Annotated in this window: 18 protein-coding genes and 2 pseudogenes; 2 read left to right on the top strand and 18 right to left on the bottom strand. The window is 37.3% G+C overall.

Translation table 11 applies throughout. From position 1 onward, the window contains the following. Positions 1-30 precede the first annotated feature (30 nt). The 13 genes and pseudogenes from ACFX4R_RS25380 to ACFX4R_RS25320 all read right to left on the bottom strand — a co-directional run bounded on the left by ACFX4R_RS25380 (position 31) and on the right by ACFX4R_RS25320 (position 12,132). Positions 31-1,200: a hypothetical protein gene (locus ACFX4R_RS25380; protein WP_377570878.1), complete on the bottom strand. Its 1,170-nt coding sequence runs from the start codon at positions 1,198-1,200 to the stop codon at positions 31-33. After that, positions 1,143-2,831 carry a pLS20_p028 family conjugation system transmembrane protein gene (locus tag ACFX4R_RS25375; protein WP_377570876.1) on the bottom strand — a complete coding sequence of 563 codons (1,689 nt, stop codon included), beginning with the start codon at positions 2,829-2,831 and terminating at the stop codon, positions 1,143-1,145. Before ACFX4R_RS25375 ends, ACFX4R_RS25380 begins: the two co-directional genes overlap by 58 nt. Positions 2,832-2,854: 23 nt before the next feature. Next, the gene (locus ACFX4R_RS25370) at positions 2,855-3,061 is read right to left on the bottom strand and encodes a hypothetical protein (RefSeq protein ID WP_055990018.1); all 207 of its coding nucleotides are present in this window, start codon (positions 3,059-3,061) and stop codon (positions 2,855-2,857) included. A 414-nt stretch (positions 3,062-3,475) separates the two neighbouring features. Further along, positions 3,476-3,995 (bottom strand): annotated as a pseudogene (locus tag ACFX4R_RS29455) (TraG/TraD/VirD4 family protein); the annotation flags it as partial. Between the two features lie 104 nt (positions 3,996-4,099). Continuing rightward, the gene (locus tag ACFX4R_RS25360; protein ID WP_377570871.1) at positions 4,100-5,914 is read right to left on the bottom strand and encodes a reverse transcriptase/maturase family protein; all 1,815 of its coding nucleotides are present in this window, start codon (positions 5,912-5,914) and stop codon (positions 4,100-4,102) included. A gap of 601 nt (positions 5,915-6,515) precedes the next feature. Then, positions 6,516-8,231 (bottom strand): annotated as a pseudogene (locus ACFX4R_RS25355) (VirD4-like conjugal transfer protein, CD1115 family); the annotation flags it as partial. Continuing rightward, the gene (locus tag ACFX4R_RS25350) at positions 8,221-8,727 is read right to left on the bottom strand and encodes a hypothetical protein (RefSeq protein WP_377570869.1); all 507 of its coding nucleotides are present in this window, start codon (positions 8,725-8,727) and stop codon (positions 8,221-8,223) included. The gene ACFX4R_RS25350 and the pseudogene ACFX4R_RS25355, both read right to left, overlap by 11 nt. A 169-nt stretch (positions 8,728-8,896) precedes the next feature. After that, positions 8,897-10,009 (bottom strand): hypothetical protein, encoded by a 1,113-nt coding sequence (locus ACFX4R_RS25345; RefSeq protein WP_377570866.1) that lies wholly within the window; start codon positions 10,007-10,009, stop codon positions 8,897-8,899. A gap of 59 nt (positions 10,010-10,068) precedes the next feature. Beyond that, a complete protein-coding gene (locus ACFX4R_RS25340; protein ID WP_055990036.1) occupies positions 10,069-10,374 on the bottom strand; it encodes a hypothetical protein in 306 nt (101 codons plus the stop codon). Positions 10,375-10,395: 21 nt separating this feature from the next. Next, the gene (locus tag ACFX4R_RS25335; RefSeq protein WP_061860170.1) at positions 10,396-10,644 is read right to left on the bottom strand and encodes a hypothetical protein; all 249 of its coding nucleotides are present in this window, start codon (positions 10,642-10,644) and stop codon (positions 10,396-10,398) included. Between the two features lie 28 nt (positions 10,645-10,672). After that, positions 10,673-11,137 (bottom strand): hypothetical protein, encoded by a 465-nt coding sequence (locus ACFX4R_RS25330; RefSeq protein ID WP_377570863.1) that lies wholly within the window; start codon positions 11,135-11,137, stop codon positions 10,673-10,675. A gap of 488 nt (positions 11,138-11,625) precedes the next feature. Beyond that, positions 11,626-11,874 carry a hypothetical protein gene (locus tag ACFX4R_RS25325; RefSeq protein WP_377570860.1) on the bottom strand — a complete coding sequence of 83 codons (249 nt, stop codon included), beginning with the start codon at positions 11,872-11,874 and terminating at the stop codon, positions 11,626-11,628. 42 nt (positions 11,875-11,916) lie between these two features. Then, positions 11,917-12,132, bottom strand: a complete 216-nt coding sequence (locus tag ACFX4R_RS25320; RefSeq protein WP_034656037.1) for a helix-turn-helix transcriptional regulator — start codon at positions 12,130-12,132, stop codon at positions 11,917-11,919. Between the two features lie 145 nt (positions 12,133-12,277). Here ACFX4R_RS25320 and ACFX4R_RS25315 point away from each other — a divergent pair, with 145 nt between their 5' ends. Then, positions 12,278-12,688: a helix-turn-helix domain-containing protein gene (locus tag ACFX4R_RS25315; RefSeq protein ID WP_051975673.1), complete on the top strand. Its 411-nt coding sequence runs from the start codon at positions 12,278-12,280 to the stop codon at positions 12,686-12,688. Between the two features lie 172 nt (positions 12,689-12,860). On the opposite strand, the gene ACFX4R_RS25310 is transcribed toward ACFX4R_RS25315, so the two are convergent. The 5 genes from ACFX4R_RS25310 to ACFX4R_RS25290 all read right to left on the bottom strand — a co-directional run bounded on the left by ACFX4R_RS25310 (position 12,861) and on the right by ACFX4R_RS25290 (position 16,306). Further along, positions 12,861-13,442: a response regulator gene (locus ACFX4R_RS25310; protein ID WP_377570857.1), complete on the bottom strand. Its 582-nt coding sequence runs from the start codon at positions 13,440-13,442 to the stop codon at positions 12,861-12,863. Then, positions 13,421-14,158, bottom strand: coding sequence for an ATP-binding protein (locus ACFX4R_RS25305; protein ID WP_377570855.1), 738 nt, complete (start codon positions 14,156-14,158; stop codon positions 13,421-13,423). Before ACFX4R_RS25305 ends, ACFX4R_RS25310 begins: the two co-directional genes overlap by 22 nt. A 33-nt stretch (positions 14,159-14,191) precedes the next feature. Beyond that, the gene (locus tag ACFX4R_RS25300; RefSeq protein ID WP_377570853.1) at positions 14,192-14,824 is read right to left on the bottom strand and encodes a hypothetical protein; all 633 of its coding nucleotides are present in this window, start codon (positions 14,822-14,824) and stop codon (positions 14,192-14,194) included. Between the two features lie 7 nt (positions 14,825-14,831). Continuing rightward, positions 14,832-15,812, bottom strand: a complete 981-nt coding sequence (locus tag ACFX4R_RS25295) for an alpha/beta hydrolase (RefSeq protein WP_377570851.1) — start codon at positions 15,810-15,812, stop codon at positions 14,832-14,834. 239 nt (positions 15,813-16,051) lie between these two features. Further along, positions 16,052-16,306 (bottom strand): hypothetical protein, encoded by a 255-nt coding sequence (locus tag ACFX4R_RS25290; RefSeq protein ID WP_377570848.1) that lies wholly within the window; start codon positions 16,304-16,306, stop codon positions 16,052-16,054. A gap of 272 nt (positions 16,307-16,578) precedes the next feature. Here ACFX4R_RS25290 and ACFX4R_RS25285 point away from each other — a divergent pair, with 272 nt between their 5' ends. After that, positions 16,579-17,124, top strand: a complete 546-nt coding sequence (locus ACFX4R_RS25285) for a DUF3967 domain-containing protein (protein WP_377570845.1) — start codon at positions 16,579-16,581, stop codon at positions 17,122-17,124. The last annotated feature ends 363 nt before the right edge of the window (positions 17,125-17,487 follow it).

Genomic DNA, 17,487 nt, shown 5'->3' with positions numbered 1-17,487 from the left:
CCTTTCCATAAAAAAGAGAAGTAACGTCGGTTACTTCTCATCTAATTTCTTATTCTTCTTGGAACCCAAGTTCCGTAAGTCTTGCCCTGTATTGCGTCCAATTTGATATGAACGTTTTGTCTTATGAAGTGTTGGTGAGCTTTCAATTCGGTTCTTGACGTTTCCTATTTTTCCTTTAACATTATCGCGCACGACCTGGGCAATATTCCGTGTTTCTGTCCGATGTTGATGTGGCATTGGAATATCGCTTGTGGAAGTAGGAACCTGATCTTGCCTGATGGTTTCTTTTACCTGACGAGGTTCTTGGGTAGTTGCTACTTGTCTTCGTGCTTGATCCATGTCTCTAGGCATCGTAATAGAAGGTTCATTTATTGATGAAGGAACCTTTGTACTTCCTATAGAAGAACTACTTTCGCTTGGGCTACCACTATAACCGGAAGTTTGAATCTCCTCTTGAATAGGTGTACTTACGCTTCCTATAGAGGAGCTACTTTCGCTTGGGTTGCCACCATAACCGGAAGTTTGGATCTCCTCTTGAATAGGTGTACTTACGCTTCCTATAGAGGAGCTGCTTTCGCTTGGGCTACCACTATAACCGGAAGTTTGGTTCTCCTCTTGAATAGGTGTACTTACGCTTCCTATAGAAGAGCTGCTCTCGCTTAGGCTGCCACTATAACCGGAAGTTTGGATCTCCTCTTGAATAGGTGTACTTACGCTTCCTATAGAGGAGCTGCTTTCGCTTGGGCTGCCACTATAACCGGAAGTTTGGATCTCCTCTTGAATAGGTGTACTTACACTTCCTATAGAAGAACTGCCTTCACTTGGGCTGCCACTATTTCCAGAAGCCTGCATTTCTTCGTGAAGAGAAGCTCCTCCGTTTTCTACACTAGACGATGTTCCCTCACTTGTACTGTTATCATCATAACCAGAAGCCTGCATTTCTTCGTGAAGAGAAGCCTCACCGTTTTCTACACTAGACGATGTTTCCTCACTTGTGCTGTTGTCATCATAGCCAGAAGCCTGCATTTCCTCGTGAAGAGAAGCTCCTCCGTTTTCTACACTAGATGATGTTCCTTCACTTGAGCTATCGTCATCATAACCAGAGGCCTGCATTTCTTCGTGAAGAGAAGCTCCTCCGTTTTCTACACTAGATGATGTTCCTTCACTTGAGCTATCGTCATCATAACCAGAGGCCTGCATTTCNAGGCCTGCATTTCTTCGTGAAGAGAAGCTCCTCCGTTTTCTACACTAGATGATGTTCCTTCACTTGAGCTATCGTCATCATAACCAGAGGCCTGCATTTCTTCGTGAAGAGAAGCTCCTCCATTTCCTGCGATGGCTGTATTTCCTTGTTGCTCTCCTTTTCCTTGGGCGTAGTTAACATCCCCTTTTTGTCCACCTTCTTGTTGACCGGCTTCTTTGCCTGGTGCGGCTCCTTGCTTCTTATCCCCTCCCTGTTGTCCTTTAGAAGCATCGTTTCCTTTTCCATTTCCTCCTCCAACTCCTGCTTTTTTCATTTCTTCGTGTAGACTTGATTGTTGTCCATTATTCCCTTTACTTCCTACTAATCCTTTACTAAGTCCCCCAACACCTGCGGCAGCTTGAAGAGTACTGCTAGCTGCACCTTTTCCAAGACCTCCAATCCCCTTTGCAAGATCTGCTGCATTTTTGAACGTCCCTTTCGCACCATTCATGGTACTTTCCATTCCTTTCATCATCGCCAGACCTCCTGCGACAGCACCCCAACCACTTTTGAGTCCAGCATCAATTCCGAAGAGACGCTCACACATGACCGGTCCATCTACAACTGCAATACTAAAGGCAATCTGAAGAATAAGCGTTGTGACACCTTCTGTGTGTTCAGCTATATAAGTCATGCCTATCAGATAGACTTTCATCGAAATGAAAATCATAATAATCACTAGGAACGTATTCAATATGTTTTGTAGAACAGTTTTTAACTTTTGTCCATCTCCTACATCCGCAGGGGCTACTAACTGGGCCAAAATTGCATTAAACCCTAGCTCATAGCATAACTTTGCTAATTTAATAGATGTAAACAACATCGTCATACCTGTGACAAAAAGGGAAATGGCAATCGTCCAAAAGTTCCAATGCCATCGATAATAAAGCTCTGGAAAGAAATCAAACCATCCATTTTCAAGCTCTACGAGCCCTTCCTTTCCGTCAGGGGTAACGGCGGCTTTATGGGTAAGGATTTTCTTTCCTTCATCTGAAATTTTATCTTTTTCATTGACCTTAAAGTCCCCATCAATCTTTTCGGTAATATCAATTAGATCAATACGATTTTGTGGCACTTTATTTGATTCTTTCAGTTCAGGTGTTTTCCACCCATTCACATCAAATTGAGCGACATCGGTTATATTTTGTTTAATAATCTTTTCACTGGCCGTACTTTCACCGTTTAAATCCACCGCATCAATGGCTTGATCGGTAAACTTATCAGCTTTTACCATACCTGTGTTTAATAAAAGCAACACAGCCATTGAAATAAAAATGTTAATCATGATTTGTTCTCGATTGACTTTTTTATGGATGATTAACATATAACCGATATACAAGAAGGAAAATGCCCACAAGATATAGAGAAACGGCTGGATCTCTTTAATGAAATCTTGAATTGCAGGTGAATTGAAAAAGAGCTTAATGCCTAATACATTGTCTGTAATCCCTTCTAAACTGTCCACAAGGAAGGATAGTACTTGTATAATGCCCCACCCTATTTTTCTCAATAAATACGAAGCAATATTTCCTTTATCAAGGTAATCAGCAAATTCATGTAGCTTTTTCAGAATCTCTTCATCTTTCATTCTCTTGCCTCCTTTCTACATCTTTACAATCCTTGAAATAAGGCATCTACTGTCATATTTAATCGCTGATCGAGAAGAGAAACACGAATTTGAATCGGTGCTTCTCCTCTTCTTCCTTTTTCAAGATGGACAGTGCCATCTAATAAGCCGATTGCGATCTGTCTCCCTTCCTGTACAAGGGGCGAATACGCCTCTAACATCTGTTCTAATTCTTTTGAGATAGCTCTCATCCCGTTTCTCCTCCTTTAAATTATGTTATTTTTTGTCATGTTCTGTGTCTTGTTCACATTTTATTAAGATCTTATTAATCGTATCTTCAATGAGCTGATGATCTTGTTCATCTAGCTGATTCGCATAGGCTGATCCCATAAACTCATCATAAAAAGCACCCATTGATTGTCGTTTAAAGACATCAAGTGGAATATCTAAGGAAGGAGCCACTGTGGTTTGCATGTATGTCCATACTCCTTCATCCAATGAAAAGAAGGCTTCAACTGTTTGACTTTTCCAATTTTCACGATTCACATCGACAAAGGGCTGATCCTTCTCCTCGGTAACTACTTCTTGTCGGTGTTCTTCTTTCACTGGTTCTGAGTCTTTTTTGGCTTGTTTTTGGAAAGAGAAGAAGTTTTCAATGACTAATTCTCTTGGATTCACTTCCTTATGCAAGGATTCAATATCAATGTCTAGCAGCGAACGATCCGTGTTAAAATCGTCTCCAAGATATTCCCATCGGTATTTAAGAGCCGTTTTCCCCGTGTTATGAATCGGATGAGCCTTAATACGGCGGCGTGATTGGTCTTGACGTTTGACGACACGCACCACGACGCTTTCTCCTTCTTTCAGTTCCATCAGCTCATTGGGTGTTAATAATGGCTTCGCATCCACACCCTCCGTCTTATTTTTATCAGTTGATAAGGTCTTTCCACTTCGAGACGTAGAATTGATGGTCCCGTCTCCTAACTTCTTTGAAATTTCTTGTGCTGTTTCATAGTTATTCGTTAAAATATAAATGGTGTTTCCGCAGTTCCCTTCAATAGTAGCTGCGTCTTCACCATATTTATTTTTGAGCTGCGGATACGCTTGAATGACTAAATTAAAGCGTATATTTCGTCCTAAACAAACCGTGATAATGTTTGCCATTCCTTCAATTGCAGGCATATTGTAGGGTAAGAACCCGGCGCCTTAAGACCTCTCAGTCTTAGGTTTCCGAGAACTCCCCCCCGAACCGTACGTACCCCTCTCAAGGTATACGGCTCTCCATCTCTTCAGTCTAGCTTCCCGTTATGCAGGTCACGATGACACTTTCGACAAAGTATCATTGTTTTACGGTTCCTTGCTATCATCTGTCTTTCCCATTTCTTTTTCCCTTTAAGGTTCTTTAACTTTCGAACATGATGAACTTCCATTGAGCCTTCTTCAGCCTTACACCATTCACATTGATTAGCCATCAATCTTTGGACAAGTGATGTTCGAGATTGGTAGGATACTTCCGAAGGAAGTTTTTCTATATCCTTTTTAGTTATAGGAGTTTTATTCCTACGAAAGCCCTTATCATAAAGCACTTCCGTTTTCTTGCCGGACTTTGTCTCATAACTGACTTGGAATATGCCGTTCACCATAAATTTCTGTTTAGCTTTACCTAAAGTCGTACGGTACTTATTCGCTAAGGTTTTATACATAGAGTATTCCAGAAGATACTTATAACTATTTAAGTGGCACACATTTACTGCCAGTTGGTAATATTGATAGGTTCCACGTATTTGGGCGTTATAGTTCCTTAAAATTTCAAGAGGCACCAGTTTAATTAACTCTGGACGGTGCATTGGTTTCCATTGTCCTGTCTTTTGGTTGACCTTTATTACCCCTTTTTTAAACAGGCGACTATAAACAAGATCAGTAGGCATATATAGTTCACACTTTAATGAAAATGCCCTTGTTTTTATTCCATCACTTCGTCGTTTAGATTGAAAATCTCTCCCAACTTTAACGTCATAACCTAAAAATCGTGCCTTGTGCCTCGTATTTGTTATAAGTGTTTTCTCCTCGGATAACGTTAGCTTAAGTTCAGATTTCAAGAAATTAGCTATGTCTTTCTTTGCTCTGCACGCATCTTCCTTACTCCCAATGACTCCAATCAGAAAGTCATCTGCGTATCTCACATATTGAATTCGTTTGTAGTTTTCATCCATTGGATACCGTTGGGGAGTGCGTTCTCTTTCAGCTAATAACTGGCGTATCCTATTACTCAACTCTTTTTCCCGTACTCCATCTTTTTCTTTAGCTCCCCTTAGTTCTTTCTTAGCCCCACTTATCTGATGCTGGATTTTAGAATAAGCTGGATTTGTCCTTTTAGCTTTTCCTATATCAAAAGTTGACTTATACCTACTCATAAAATTGTCTAATTCATTCAGATAGATATTTGCTAATAGAGGGCTAAGAATACCACCTTGTGGTGTACCACTAAACGTCTTATGGAACTTCCAATCTTCCAAGTAACCAGCTCTAAGAAACTTCCATATAAGCGAAATAAATTGTTCATCATCAATCCTCTTCCTTAGGATATTGATAAGAATATGATGATTAATATTGTCAAAAAAACCTTCAATATCACCTTCAATGAACCATCTGCTCCCCGTAAATGTGCCTTTAACCTGAATCAGAGCTGTATGGCAGCTCTTTTCAGGGCGAAAGCCATGAGAGAACTTACTAAAAGTCGGTTCATAGATGGATTCTAATAGGTTTTTGATGACCTCTTGAACTAATTTATCTTCTACTGAAGGTATGCCTAATGGACGCTTTTTTCCATTTTTCTTTGGAATATAAACTCTTCTTACTGGTTGTGGCTGATAAGAAGAATCTCGTAATTTATCGACTAACCCTGAGATTCTTTTTGTAGACATTCCGTCAATGGTCTTTCTATCTGTTCCAGCAGTCATGTTTCCTTCGCTGGCGTATATGTTTTGATAGGCATCAAGGAAAAATAATGGATTATACAGATTTCGATATAACTTCTTGTATTTATATCCTGCTTTGTTACTGTGAGATGCTAGATTTTCTAATACGATTTTTGGGCTTCGCAAGAGCCTCACGCCCCTTCCCAATTTAATATTAGTCGAAAAGACTGTTCTCCTTCGCCTTGTACGAGGCTTTCCCTCGCTCTGACTACTACGAGAACTCCGTTACCATATTGGATTTTCATGAGCCACATACCTTGCTTTTTACACTTGGTATCATCCTCAATAGCCTCCTTACGAGGCGCTCCAGGTTAGGTAATCCCCATTTAGTACATATAGAGACTAGACTCGTTATGATGTCGGATGCCACTTTCGTCCGTTACTTGTTATTCAAGTTAGTCAGTCGTTGGTCTGCCATACGTATTACGTATGTTCAATGGAAACTTCGGCAACATTTCCATTCTTTGACTGCGAAGCGTTTCAATGACCCTTCACTTCGGGCGACGATACTCCACTTTGGACTATGGTTGAAGCAGTTTAGCCTTCATCCTTGTTCACAACATTTTTTACCTTGCCCTTCAGTCGTACCTAGGTCATTTTGGTAACTTAGGGCTTTCCTTGCATGCTCTGGTCCCCTCCGGGTTTCCCCTTGTAGGTAAGCAAGGTGGTAACTAGGTTAAGCACAGACTCCCATCTCTTGTCTAAGGAGATTCTCTATATGCCCGTATGGGCGCACTCCAAATTCATCCAGTAAAAACACCACTTCACGATAACACTTATTTCCTTTAGCCAGCGACGCATTTTTAGCTAATACATAATACAGTTGACGCACAAAAATAGAGGCAATCACATGATTACTAGAATCATAGTCAGGTGTAACCATAAAGATCGCAATTGGCTTTGTAAAATACGTCACTTCGCTTACATGGATGTCTGGATGTTGTTTCTCTACGCGAAAAGAAGTGGTTCCTTTTTTTCGGTCTATATTATAGACCGATACAACCGTTTCATTTTTATGATCGGTGACAATCTGGTCGTTCACTTTTTCAGCAATCCGAATTTCGTTTTCTTTTGGCTTAATCTCACTTGTAAAATTAAGTTCAAATAAACCTTTGGCATCCGTTTTAATACTTTCCACTTTCCCATCGGGAAAGGTCACCTCTAAACGGGTAAGAGGCATGGCTTTTCCTTTCAAGGTTTTCCCGAAGCCTACACGCTTTAAGTCCACGCTATTTTTAGCCGTCATTTTCGCGATTTCATCAAACGTGAAAATAGATAAGCCATTCATTGTTTGGGTAAATATACCGCCCCGTGTTGTGCCTTTCGAGAAGTTTGATGTCGCATATTGCATTTTTGCGACACTATTCGTTGGTAAATCATCGAAATACATATCCAGTGCATTTTGTGTATTTCCTTTTTTATCAATCACGACTTCTTTTGATCCTAACTCTGACAACATATTAGCTACCGTGTACATCGTAATCTTTTCTTCTGTTTTTTCTTTAATACACTTATCTGTTACAGCTAGAATCATGGCATTACATAGACTCATCGCACATTGTTGCCAAAAGGGATCTTTGGCATTTGGATTGTAATAAAGCGTATACGATAACGTATTGCAAAGTGCCTGGGCAGTTGAATAATCTCCGTCCTTATACGTTTCTTTAATCATTTCCAACAAGTTATAGCTCATGGATTCTAACGGGTTTAACAAATTCAATACTTCGATGTGATAGCCTCTTTTTTCAAGCGTTTCTTTGGACGCTGCAAGCAATTCTGCCTTGGGGTCATTGAGGATCAAGGAAGGCTGTTTCTCAGCCCTTGAATACACGTCAATCGCTGGAATGACAAAGGTTTCTCCTTTTCCTGATCGCGTAATCCCAATAATCAAGTTATTCACCGGTGTATCGTCAATTAATAAATGACTACGAGTCGTAAATAGTTGATGTGCTTTTACCAATTTATCCATCCCCTTTAACTTTTGATAGTCGTGCCAGTTATGAATGAGATTGCGTGTGGTGATACGAGAGATCGGAACACCGCCTCCGCCTGGATAATGCTCAGTTTTTTCTGGTACTTTTCGATATTGTTTCTGCAGTTCTCGACGTGTCGTAAAGCGTCCAGACCCTTTTTGATTTTGATTCAAGTCTTTGAAGTTAGAACGTACATCATACGTTAATTTGGCCGTCAGTAAGCAGGCGATGAGTACCATCATGCAGTAAATCGCTGCATACTGACCTGTGTTCATTTGCCATAAAAACGAGAGGGACAAATGAAACGGCTGCGGATCAAACACATCACTAAATGTGGTCTGAATGAGACTTCGCAGCGTATTGAATAAAAAGTTTAAAATTAGAAAAATAAGCACAAAAAAACAAGCACTTAAAGGAATAAGTACTTGTTTCTCAGCGACGATATATTTAATTGATTTATTAGGTTGCATGTTGTACCTCCTGTTGCATGTGCGTTGATAGTGGAATCACATAAGAGGAACTCAGTGAAAACGAAAAGTAGGCTTGATCCCGTGCATCATATTGTTGTTGAAGGTAATGAAAAGCTGTTTTGATATCCCAGTTAACCTCTTTCATATCCTCTTCGGTTATGATATACGCTTGATTTCGGATAAACTCCTCTCTCTCTCGATGAGTAAGGGCTGATAATTCCAGAGGCGGTAACTTAGGCTTGGTACACACTCTGAACTTATATGCGTGTTTGAGAAAATCATCATTAATCGTGATAGATTCAGCATTTTTAAAAATAACGACCATGTGATCTTTCAGAAGAATAATACTGTTAACACTGTTCGCAATCCGTTGAGCATGAAGAGGAGTCGTATGGAACGTTCCTAGCTCTAATTCTAAAAAAAGATCCTCATGTCCATATTCGACACCCACCGCAAAAGAGTGTCGCTGATTCTTTGTTGTGCTCTGATTGAACATTTTTTTCATCCTTTCTTTAAACTGGAATTAAATTCACCCTCCAAATGATAAAGGAGTCGCAACTCCTCGTACGATGTCTGGATGCTTAATACCTATATAAGATCACTCCCAACGCGACATACATCATCAAACTGACGCATTTTATCATCCTATTCTCTTCCTCTCTTCCTTATATATTTTTCATGACTTCTTCTTGTTTCTTTTGTTGATCGGCTAAGGATTTGATTTTCTTCTCGTCTTTTTGGTCTTTCTTGTTTTCTTCTTCCACTTGTTTTTTCGTTTCCTCTAACTCTTTTTTGGTTTGTTCATAGGTTTCTATTTTTTGATTTAATTCTTGATTCTTAATATGAGCTACTTCTTCTTTTGCCTCCTTTACTTTATCAAGCTTCAAATACCCGTAAGCCTTCATTTCGTACCGTTTATCGGTCATTTCCACTCCCGGTTGCTTCACCATCTCTTCCCACCGTTGTTCGTGATAAGCAAGGTCAAATGCACCATTAGGGGTAGGAAACGATTGTTGAAATGCTTTTAAAGCGTCTATATCTTCTTTTTGAGCAATCATGTTTTCCACAACTTGTGGATGATTGTCTTGAAGCTCCACAGCTTTCTTATAATTTTTTTGACCGATGAGAAGGCTCGTATAGACGCCTTTTTGTTCTTTCGTTAGGTTTTCCTTTGGAATAGATGAAAGCTTCTGTAAAGCATCTTCTTGGTCTCCTAAAAGAGCATCCTCATAAACACTAGTTATTTGTTGCTCGAATTCGACTTGTTTTTGTAAATCTTGGATAGTTTCAGCTCGATTGTGAGAAGTAGCCACTGTTAAAAAACATGTAGCTGAAAGGATGAGAAGGGCAAGAACTCCTCCATACATCCATTTTCGATGATGATTAGATGATGAAACGTTCGTTAGGAGATGTTCTCTGGAAGTAGAAAGACCACCTGAATGCCTCAGATGGTCCGGTACCTGTTCGTTCAGTCTTCCCAGAAAAATTCGCTTTCGCGCTTCTTGTTGATCGTTCATTTTTACACCTATTAATGTCTTACAGATATGATCCACCACATGAGAAGCAGCACCTGATCCAAAAGATAAGGCTCCACGATAAAATTCCACGCCATCGTTGTCGAGGACAACAAAATCAACCTTAGCTTTTTTCTGTTTCTCTTGGTACTCTTTTTCAATCTGTGATGTGACTTCGCATGCTTCTCCAACCGGCATCTTATGAAATGCCTTCAATTGGTCAATTTGGTTTTGCATAAATAGGACAGATAGCATATTTTCCATTCCTTCCTTCTAAAAATGAGCATAGAAAAAAGCTATACAACCCTCGTGTATAGCTTTTCTTAACCACCGAAATGAACATTTGTGTTAACCCCTTCGGCTAACTGATACGCTCCCATGACAACAATCAAACCAATTGCTCCTCCTACAAACCACGCGATACATTTATGGCGACCTCGTTCGCCTCCCAAAATTAAATGGTAGCCTCCTACACAAAACGCAAGTGCTGCGGCTACCATAGCGATTCGTTGCATCCATTTGATAATCGATTTCCCACTTTCAATTAGCCCTGTCATCCCATCTGCGGCTCCCAGTGTTAAATGAGAGGTTAACTGCGTCACATCTACGCTATTCAATAAATCTAACATGTCTATCACTCCTTTTATTTGTTAATTTTGCATTGCTGGAATACTTGTTGGCTTTACAGAAACTTGTTCATTTTCCTTTGGTTCGCTTTTCTCCTCCTCTTCTCCTTGGCCTGTAAAAGCACTCAATGCTTGAAGAATTAAATCTTGATTTTCTTCAATGAACTGTTGATGCTGTTGATGAAGCCAATCGTTGTATTTTTGGTCATTAACTTTCAACAACTTCTCGACCAGATCCTTTGACTTCTTTACATCTTTTTGCGAAACGGTCATCTTATCACCACCTTCCAAGGGAAAACATTTATTCTTCAAAGTACAGTTCTTTTGATGTTTCAATGAAATGAGATAATTCACCCTCTAATTCAGATGGATTATATTCATCAAGCTTAATCTGTTGTTTCAATTCTCCATTCTTATAAGCAGCTAATGTGTCAGTATCCTGTTGTAAACCATAATAAGTTTGGCTCTTTTTTTGATTGTAAAGAGGATCATAACTGTAAATCTCTTTAGCATCTACATCATTTTCCTTTAACGCCTTTTGCACTTCATTCATGTAGATCGTATGATTGTCTTCATCAAAGGAATACATAACAAACCCTGTACCATCTTCTTTCATGAACTTTTTCATTTCTAGAGGATGTAATTCTTCTAGTTGACCATTTCCTTGTACTGGACTTGAATTCTGAGAAGAGATTGCTGCCGTTCCAATTCCTAATGCAACGACAATCCCTGCGGCTGCCACCATGATTTTTTGTTTACGATTCATCATTCATTCTCCTTTATTCTTAATATTCAGACATAAAAAGCGATTCTGAAACCTACCGAGAGGTGTTCATAGTTTATCATACATGTTGGCATCTACTCTGTCTTTTCAAGCACTAAAAGGAAATATATACCCGTTTCTGGCTGGAAGGGCAAACCCTATATTGGCATGCATAGTTTTCACTAAGCCCAATAATGCACAACGTTTTCGGCATGTACGAAGAACCTCGTGTATCTACTGCTTGGAGTGTTGTCGCTTCGTCGGAATTACCCTCACGCCATCACGCTTCACAGATCGTGGATACACCGTCACTGTTTTGTTGCTAGATCACCAATGAGTTTTAGGACGCACTCATCGAACCTTTATTTTTAACCGTATACCTTGATCCCCTTGTGATCCGTTTAGGGGAGGCACGCAATATGAAGTTGTCTAGGTTCCATTACTCGTGCTCTCGGCACGTTTCAAAATCGCTTGTCTGTTTGGTTTAAGAATTAAGAACTTTTTTGAATCACTTCTGTTAATTCTTCTTTTCTTTTTCTTCGCTTGGCGACGATGGTATGAGACTGATCCATCACTGAGCGTACGTCATAATAGATATCAGCTACACGCTTAATGTCGCCTGTTCCATTGTCAACAGCTATACCACCTTTTAAGCTGTATGTTCTTCCGTCAAAGGTTTTGGCACTTTTCGCGCGTACATCTGATATGTCATAGAATGCTAGTCGCTTTTGTGCTTCCATGTTCATCGCCCCTCTTTTAACTATTAATTAAAATTCCACATGTCATTTTATCTGCTTACGACTAGGTAAAAGAATATCTTCTAACTGGATCTCCAAAGCTTCAGCTAGTTTCTTCATACTTTCAAACCTTGGATATGGTCGAAGCCCACTTTCAATTTGAGATATAGTCGATTGTGGGACTCCTGATATTTGTGCTAAATAGCACTGACTCCACTTATTTTTCAACCTTTTCTCACGTATGGAATTTATTTCTAACACCTCCTTGAACACATTATATTCGATATAAGATAATTTGTAAACAGATTTTATTGAAAAAAGATAATTTCTATTAGATAAATTTCACAACATAAATAAATTTTGATAAAATTAATGAAATAACTTTAAAGAAAGTAGATAGATAATTATGAATGAACTTAAAAAGTACATCGGCACAAAAATTAAGGAACATCGTAAGAGCCTTGGTATGACCACCATTGAATTAGGAAAATTATCAAATACATCTCAGAGTACTATTAGTACCATAGAACGTGGGGAAAGATTTGGTACATTTGATACCATGATAAATGTGTGTGAAGCTCTTCAAATCACCTTATACGACATATTACCTCCAGAAAAAAGTGAAAATTTAAATGTTCCTCAGATTCATAATGAACGCATCGCACTTATATTAGATAGGTTATCTTCTGAAGATATTGAGGTAACAGAAACTCTTGTTATAAACGATATGTCGCTCTTAAGAACACTGAATAAATTAAACCCTAATCAGAAAAGACATTTATCCAATCACCTAAATTCGATAATAAATAATGATTGATTATGTAATTTAAATGTTACAGGATTTAATACTTTTAAGGGAGGGTCAAAAAAATACCCCTCCTCAAACAATCGTAAGTGTGGTATAATATATAACTTTCTTTTTATAGATTGTGGTTCTCAAAAACATAAAAAAAGCAAAATGCAATGGAAATTAGCTACAAACTAACTCCTCACTGCATTTTGCTTTTTATAATTCGTAATTGTCTTTTTATTGTTTCGACAGATTTATATAATTTGTCAGCGATTTGTGATTTATTTAACCCTTGTTCTTTTAAGGTATAAACTTCACGTTCTGTTGGTGTTAATATCTTTACTTTTCTTTCTTTCCTTAATTCTCCAACCAATACATTTGTAACATCAGCATGGAGACTAACTTTCCCTCTAAACGCTTCTCTAATAGCATTAGGGATATCTTTATAAGATGTTTTCGTTATGTAATTAACAACCCCTGTATCAAAGCATTCAAGTATAATATCCTTTTCATCCCAAGAGGTTAGCATAATAATTTTCTTTAAACCCTTTTTATATAGATAACTAGCGACCTCAAGACCACTGAAGTTTTCATCATCAATTGAAAGTGATAAATCTAATAACACTACATCTATATTGGTACAATCAACTTGTAATGCTTCTTCTTTGTTGTAAGCTTGCTCAACAACAATGATATCGTTATCCTTTTGTACATAATCACTTATAGATTGCATCCAAACTAAATCATCTTCTACGATCATCAATTTAATTTTGTCGTCCATAGGCCTTTTTCTCCTATCGAGTTAGAATTAGATTGTTCGCTTATTTTGATATTAACAACTCTCTTGGATGGAATTGACAATGTGAATATCGTTCCTTTATTAACTTGACTTTTCACTGAAATACTTCCATCGTGTTTTTGGAGAATGTTATAACATTGAGTTAAACCCAGACCATAATCATTTGTAGATCCTTTTGTTGAATAAAAAGGATCTAATATACGATTAAGATCAGCTTTCTCTATACCCTTACCATTATCTATAAAATCGATATAAACTTTTTTACGAGATGCATAGACTCTTATTAAAATTTGGCCTTTTCCATCCATAGCTTCAATAGCGTTTTTGATTATGTTCAAGTAAGTTTCTTGTAATTGCTCAGTATCACCAACTATTGTGACATCAGCCATGTACTGTCTCATGATTTTAATATCTTGATTATTATATAAATAAGCATTAGATAATTTAATAGCCCTATCAATACTTTCATTAAGGGAGAATTCAGATTCTTTAAGCTTTATAGTGTTTAGCTTGCTTTGAATGCGTGTTGATAACTCTAGAAGGTGATTTGTTGAATTCAATACTAAATTTAGCTTTTCAGAAGATTTTTCATCGAGTGCGATTTGTTCCTTTAATTGATTTACTAGCAAATCAATTTTAGCTATTTCATTTTTTATTGTATGGTTAAATAAAGCTGATCCAGAACGTGCTGCTTTCATTTTAGAATCCCGTATTTCCTTTTCAAACCTAATTCACACACCCAGAATTCCATATCTAGCTCCAAAATAAACGAACACTAGAAATTGACTGACAATAATCCACGGATTGTAGTGCCATACGCCTACAATACCTAATGCTTCTAAAATAATATTTGTAACCAAAACAAAGGTAAACATTGGTATGACAAATATGCAAGTTAATATCTTTCTTCTTTTAATAGTTGGTCGATCTTCTCGCCAAGCAGAATAGATTAATAAAATGTTTGCTGTAACAACATAAGGTACTACCCATAATGCCAAAATACGAAAATCTACTTTAAACTCTGGATACACTTGAAAAATAGGATACATAATGAAGATTGGGATTAGACAAAGCAGCTTTAATATATTTCTCTTTCTTGTATTTCTAATGACATCTGAATAAACTAATCCAAAAATCAGCATACCATATGGAGTAAAGTAGTGTCCTATCGATGTAAATATTCCATCTAAGTGTAATATCCATTCTGGACGATTTACTCCCTTTCCCAGTAAGGCTCCTATTCCCCCGAAACCTCCGAAAAACCCTATAATACTGGCCCACCTAATTTTTTCATTTTGAGGATTTCTAAAAAAAAGAATTGAACTCATTAACCAAAGTAAAGCTACCATTATAAACATAAACATATGCGACTTACCTCGTTAGCTTATTTTGTAGAAATGAAATGGTATCCTTTGCAATTTTTTTTCGTTTAAGAACTATTCCAGCATGTCCACAATTATATACGTATCGTGTAGGCTTTTCCCAAGCCTCCCATAACAAATCTGCGTCTTGAATATGAACATATTGATCATATTTGGCAGAGATCAGTAAAATATTATCTTTATTAATTTTGGGGAGGGCTTGATTTGGCTCAGTTACTTCCCAATATTTTATTAAATCGTTATAATTCACTCCATGATGCTCTAGGTCTTGTCTTATATACTTACCAGGAATCGTATTCCATATCGAATAACTAAGGCGATTAGAATACATTATGGAAACTAAAGCATCAATTTCAGGTTCAAGTGTAGCAACTAAATTTGAGATAAAGCCACCAAGACTAACACCTATTATAATTACAGGACCTTGTTTGTTATTTTTTATCCATTGGATCAAAGCCCTTAGATCAACAATTGCTTGTCTAGTAGATTTAACAGTCCTATTAATATTGGCACTAACCATAAATTCTCCACTATAAAGTGATGCCTCTGGCTGACGTTCCAAGTGGTAAGGAAGCGTATAGTAGTACATATTCCATCCTAAATTATTCATAATCGAATTATGAAAAATCTTCTTTACCCGATCAAATCCTTTCATTCGCCAACCATGCACAAAAATAACATTAGGCTTACTTTCAGATTCATTTAAGAAAGCCTCTCCTCTTACATAGTCATTGAGATCATCCCCAGAAGGTATCAAACTTTCAAATCCAAATTCACCTATGCTATATCCTTTGTCTGTAGAAGTTATATTCAATCCAATATCTGAAGGTGATGCTGGTACTTGAAAAAAAGTTTCTCTATCTATATTTATTGGTATATGAGCAGAATCAATATAGTATTGAGACTCCTCACTTCGGTCTTTATGCAAGTCATTTAAGGCATAATGATCTATAAGTTTCGAAAATAACAAATTAATTTCTCCCTACGACCTAAAAATTAGATATATTTTAGTTTTTTGTTAAATTTTTGTACTTTCTTTCATGATATCAAACTCGTGTTCCGATTTACATGCACCCACATTCCTTTTATATCCAATAATTAAGACCTAAGATATTGGATATTATTTGAATTATAAGTAATAAAATACACACATATCATATATTTTCCATAAAAAGAGGTTCAAAATTCCTATAACAGCCCTATATCCCCCTAAAAAACCCATATAAATATTCTAATTATTAATAACAAACCAATAATAGGAGCTACTATACCTATTACCTCCAATAATATATAGCCGAACAAATACAAGCCACATAAAATACAAAAGACTACTGCAACAATAATTAAAGCTGCTCCTATAAGCTGTAATAATAACCCTTTAAGCATAAATAAAACCGTAAGAATTAAACCTACTATAAGGAAAGATATAAAGATTGGAATTGCATTATGCTTCAACAGCTTCATACAAACCCCCTCCCCACTCCATTTCTGTAATTATCTTTTTCACAAATTAAAATTGGCTGATCCACCTTAAGTTCACCTTAAGTTAAACTTAAGGTGAACTTAAGGTGAACCTACCCTGAAAACTCACGCCAACATATCACTCACTCACTATGGAGTTAAACTCACAAGCGAATGAGTTTAACTAAAGCTCACTCACTCACGAAAGAAGGATAATGCTTGTTTTTGTTGAATCTGTTAGAATAAGTGAGTGGTAAGCAAAAGGAGGTGATTGTGTGAGCGAATGGTTTACCGTACCTCAAATGAGCGAAAAAACGGGTATTCCGCAACAAACATTACGAAGATACATAGCTTCTCATGCACATTTATTACGCATAAAAAAGGAACATAAAGCTTATCAACTTCATAAAGATTGTTTAGATATACTAGCAAGAATACGTGAGTTATATGGGAATGGTAAAAATGCGGAAGAGGTAGACAAAATCCTTACATCACAAGGGGTGCCAGTAACTGTAGAGGTTGTGAGTGAGAGTGGTGAGCAAGAGAGTGCAGAGCTGAGCGAAGTTGTGATGGACATAAAAAAAGCCTTAGATGAGCAAAAAGAGTTTAACAAGCAACTTTTAGAAAAATTTAAAGAACAAGAAGAACTATTAGTTTCTCAACAAAAGTACATCGATGAAAAGTTGAAACAACGTGACGAGCAACTGATGTTATCAATGAGAGAAATGCAAGAAACAAAATTATTAGCGTCTATTAGTAATGAAGGTGCCAATACTGAAGAAAAAAAAGAGTCTTGGTTTACAAAACTGTTTAAGAAGTAAAGTTTTCTATTATACCATATAAAATGGAAATAGGGGAGGGGTATTTTTTTACCCCTCCCCAAATCTATTAAATTCATATACGATGAAGTTGATTCCTCCAATAAACAGTGAAGGATCGACTGTAGCTAAATATACTTGTTTTGATATATTTTGCTATTTTTTATTGAATTTTGAGATGAGTTAACGCTATAATAAAACTAACAAAAAGGTACGGAATAGAAAAAAGACTTCAACTGTTTAAGAAGTGTTGGTCGCACTCTTAAACCGTTCCCCCTAAATCCGGTAGGGAAAACACTTGTCGAAGTCTCTTGTTAATAGATTCATTTTTTTATAAAATAAAACTTATGTTTTTATTTTATACGA

It is taken from the genome of Priestia sp. YIM B13490, assembly GCF_042787735.1.
Taxonomy (GTDB): Bacteria; Bacillota; Bacilli; order Bacillales; family Bacillaceae_H; genus Priestia; species Priestia megaterium.
The sequence above is the reverse complement of the archived record's forward strand: the minus strand, read 5'-3'. Positions and strand labels throughout refer to the sequence as shown.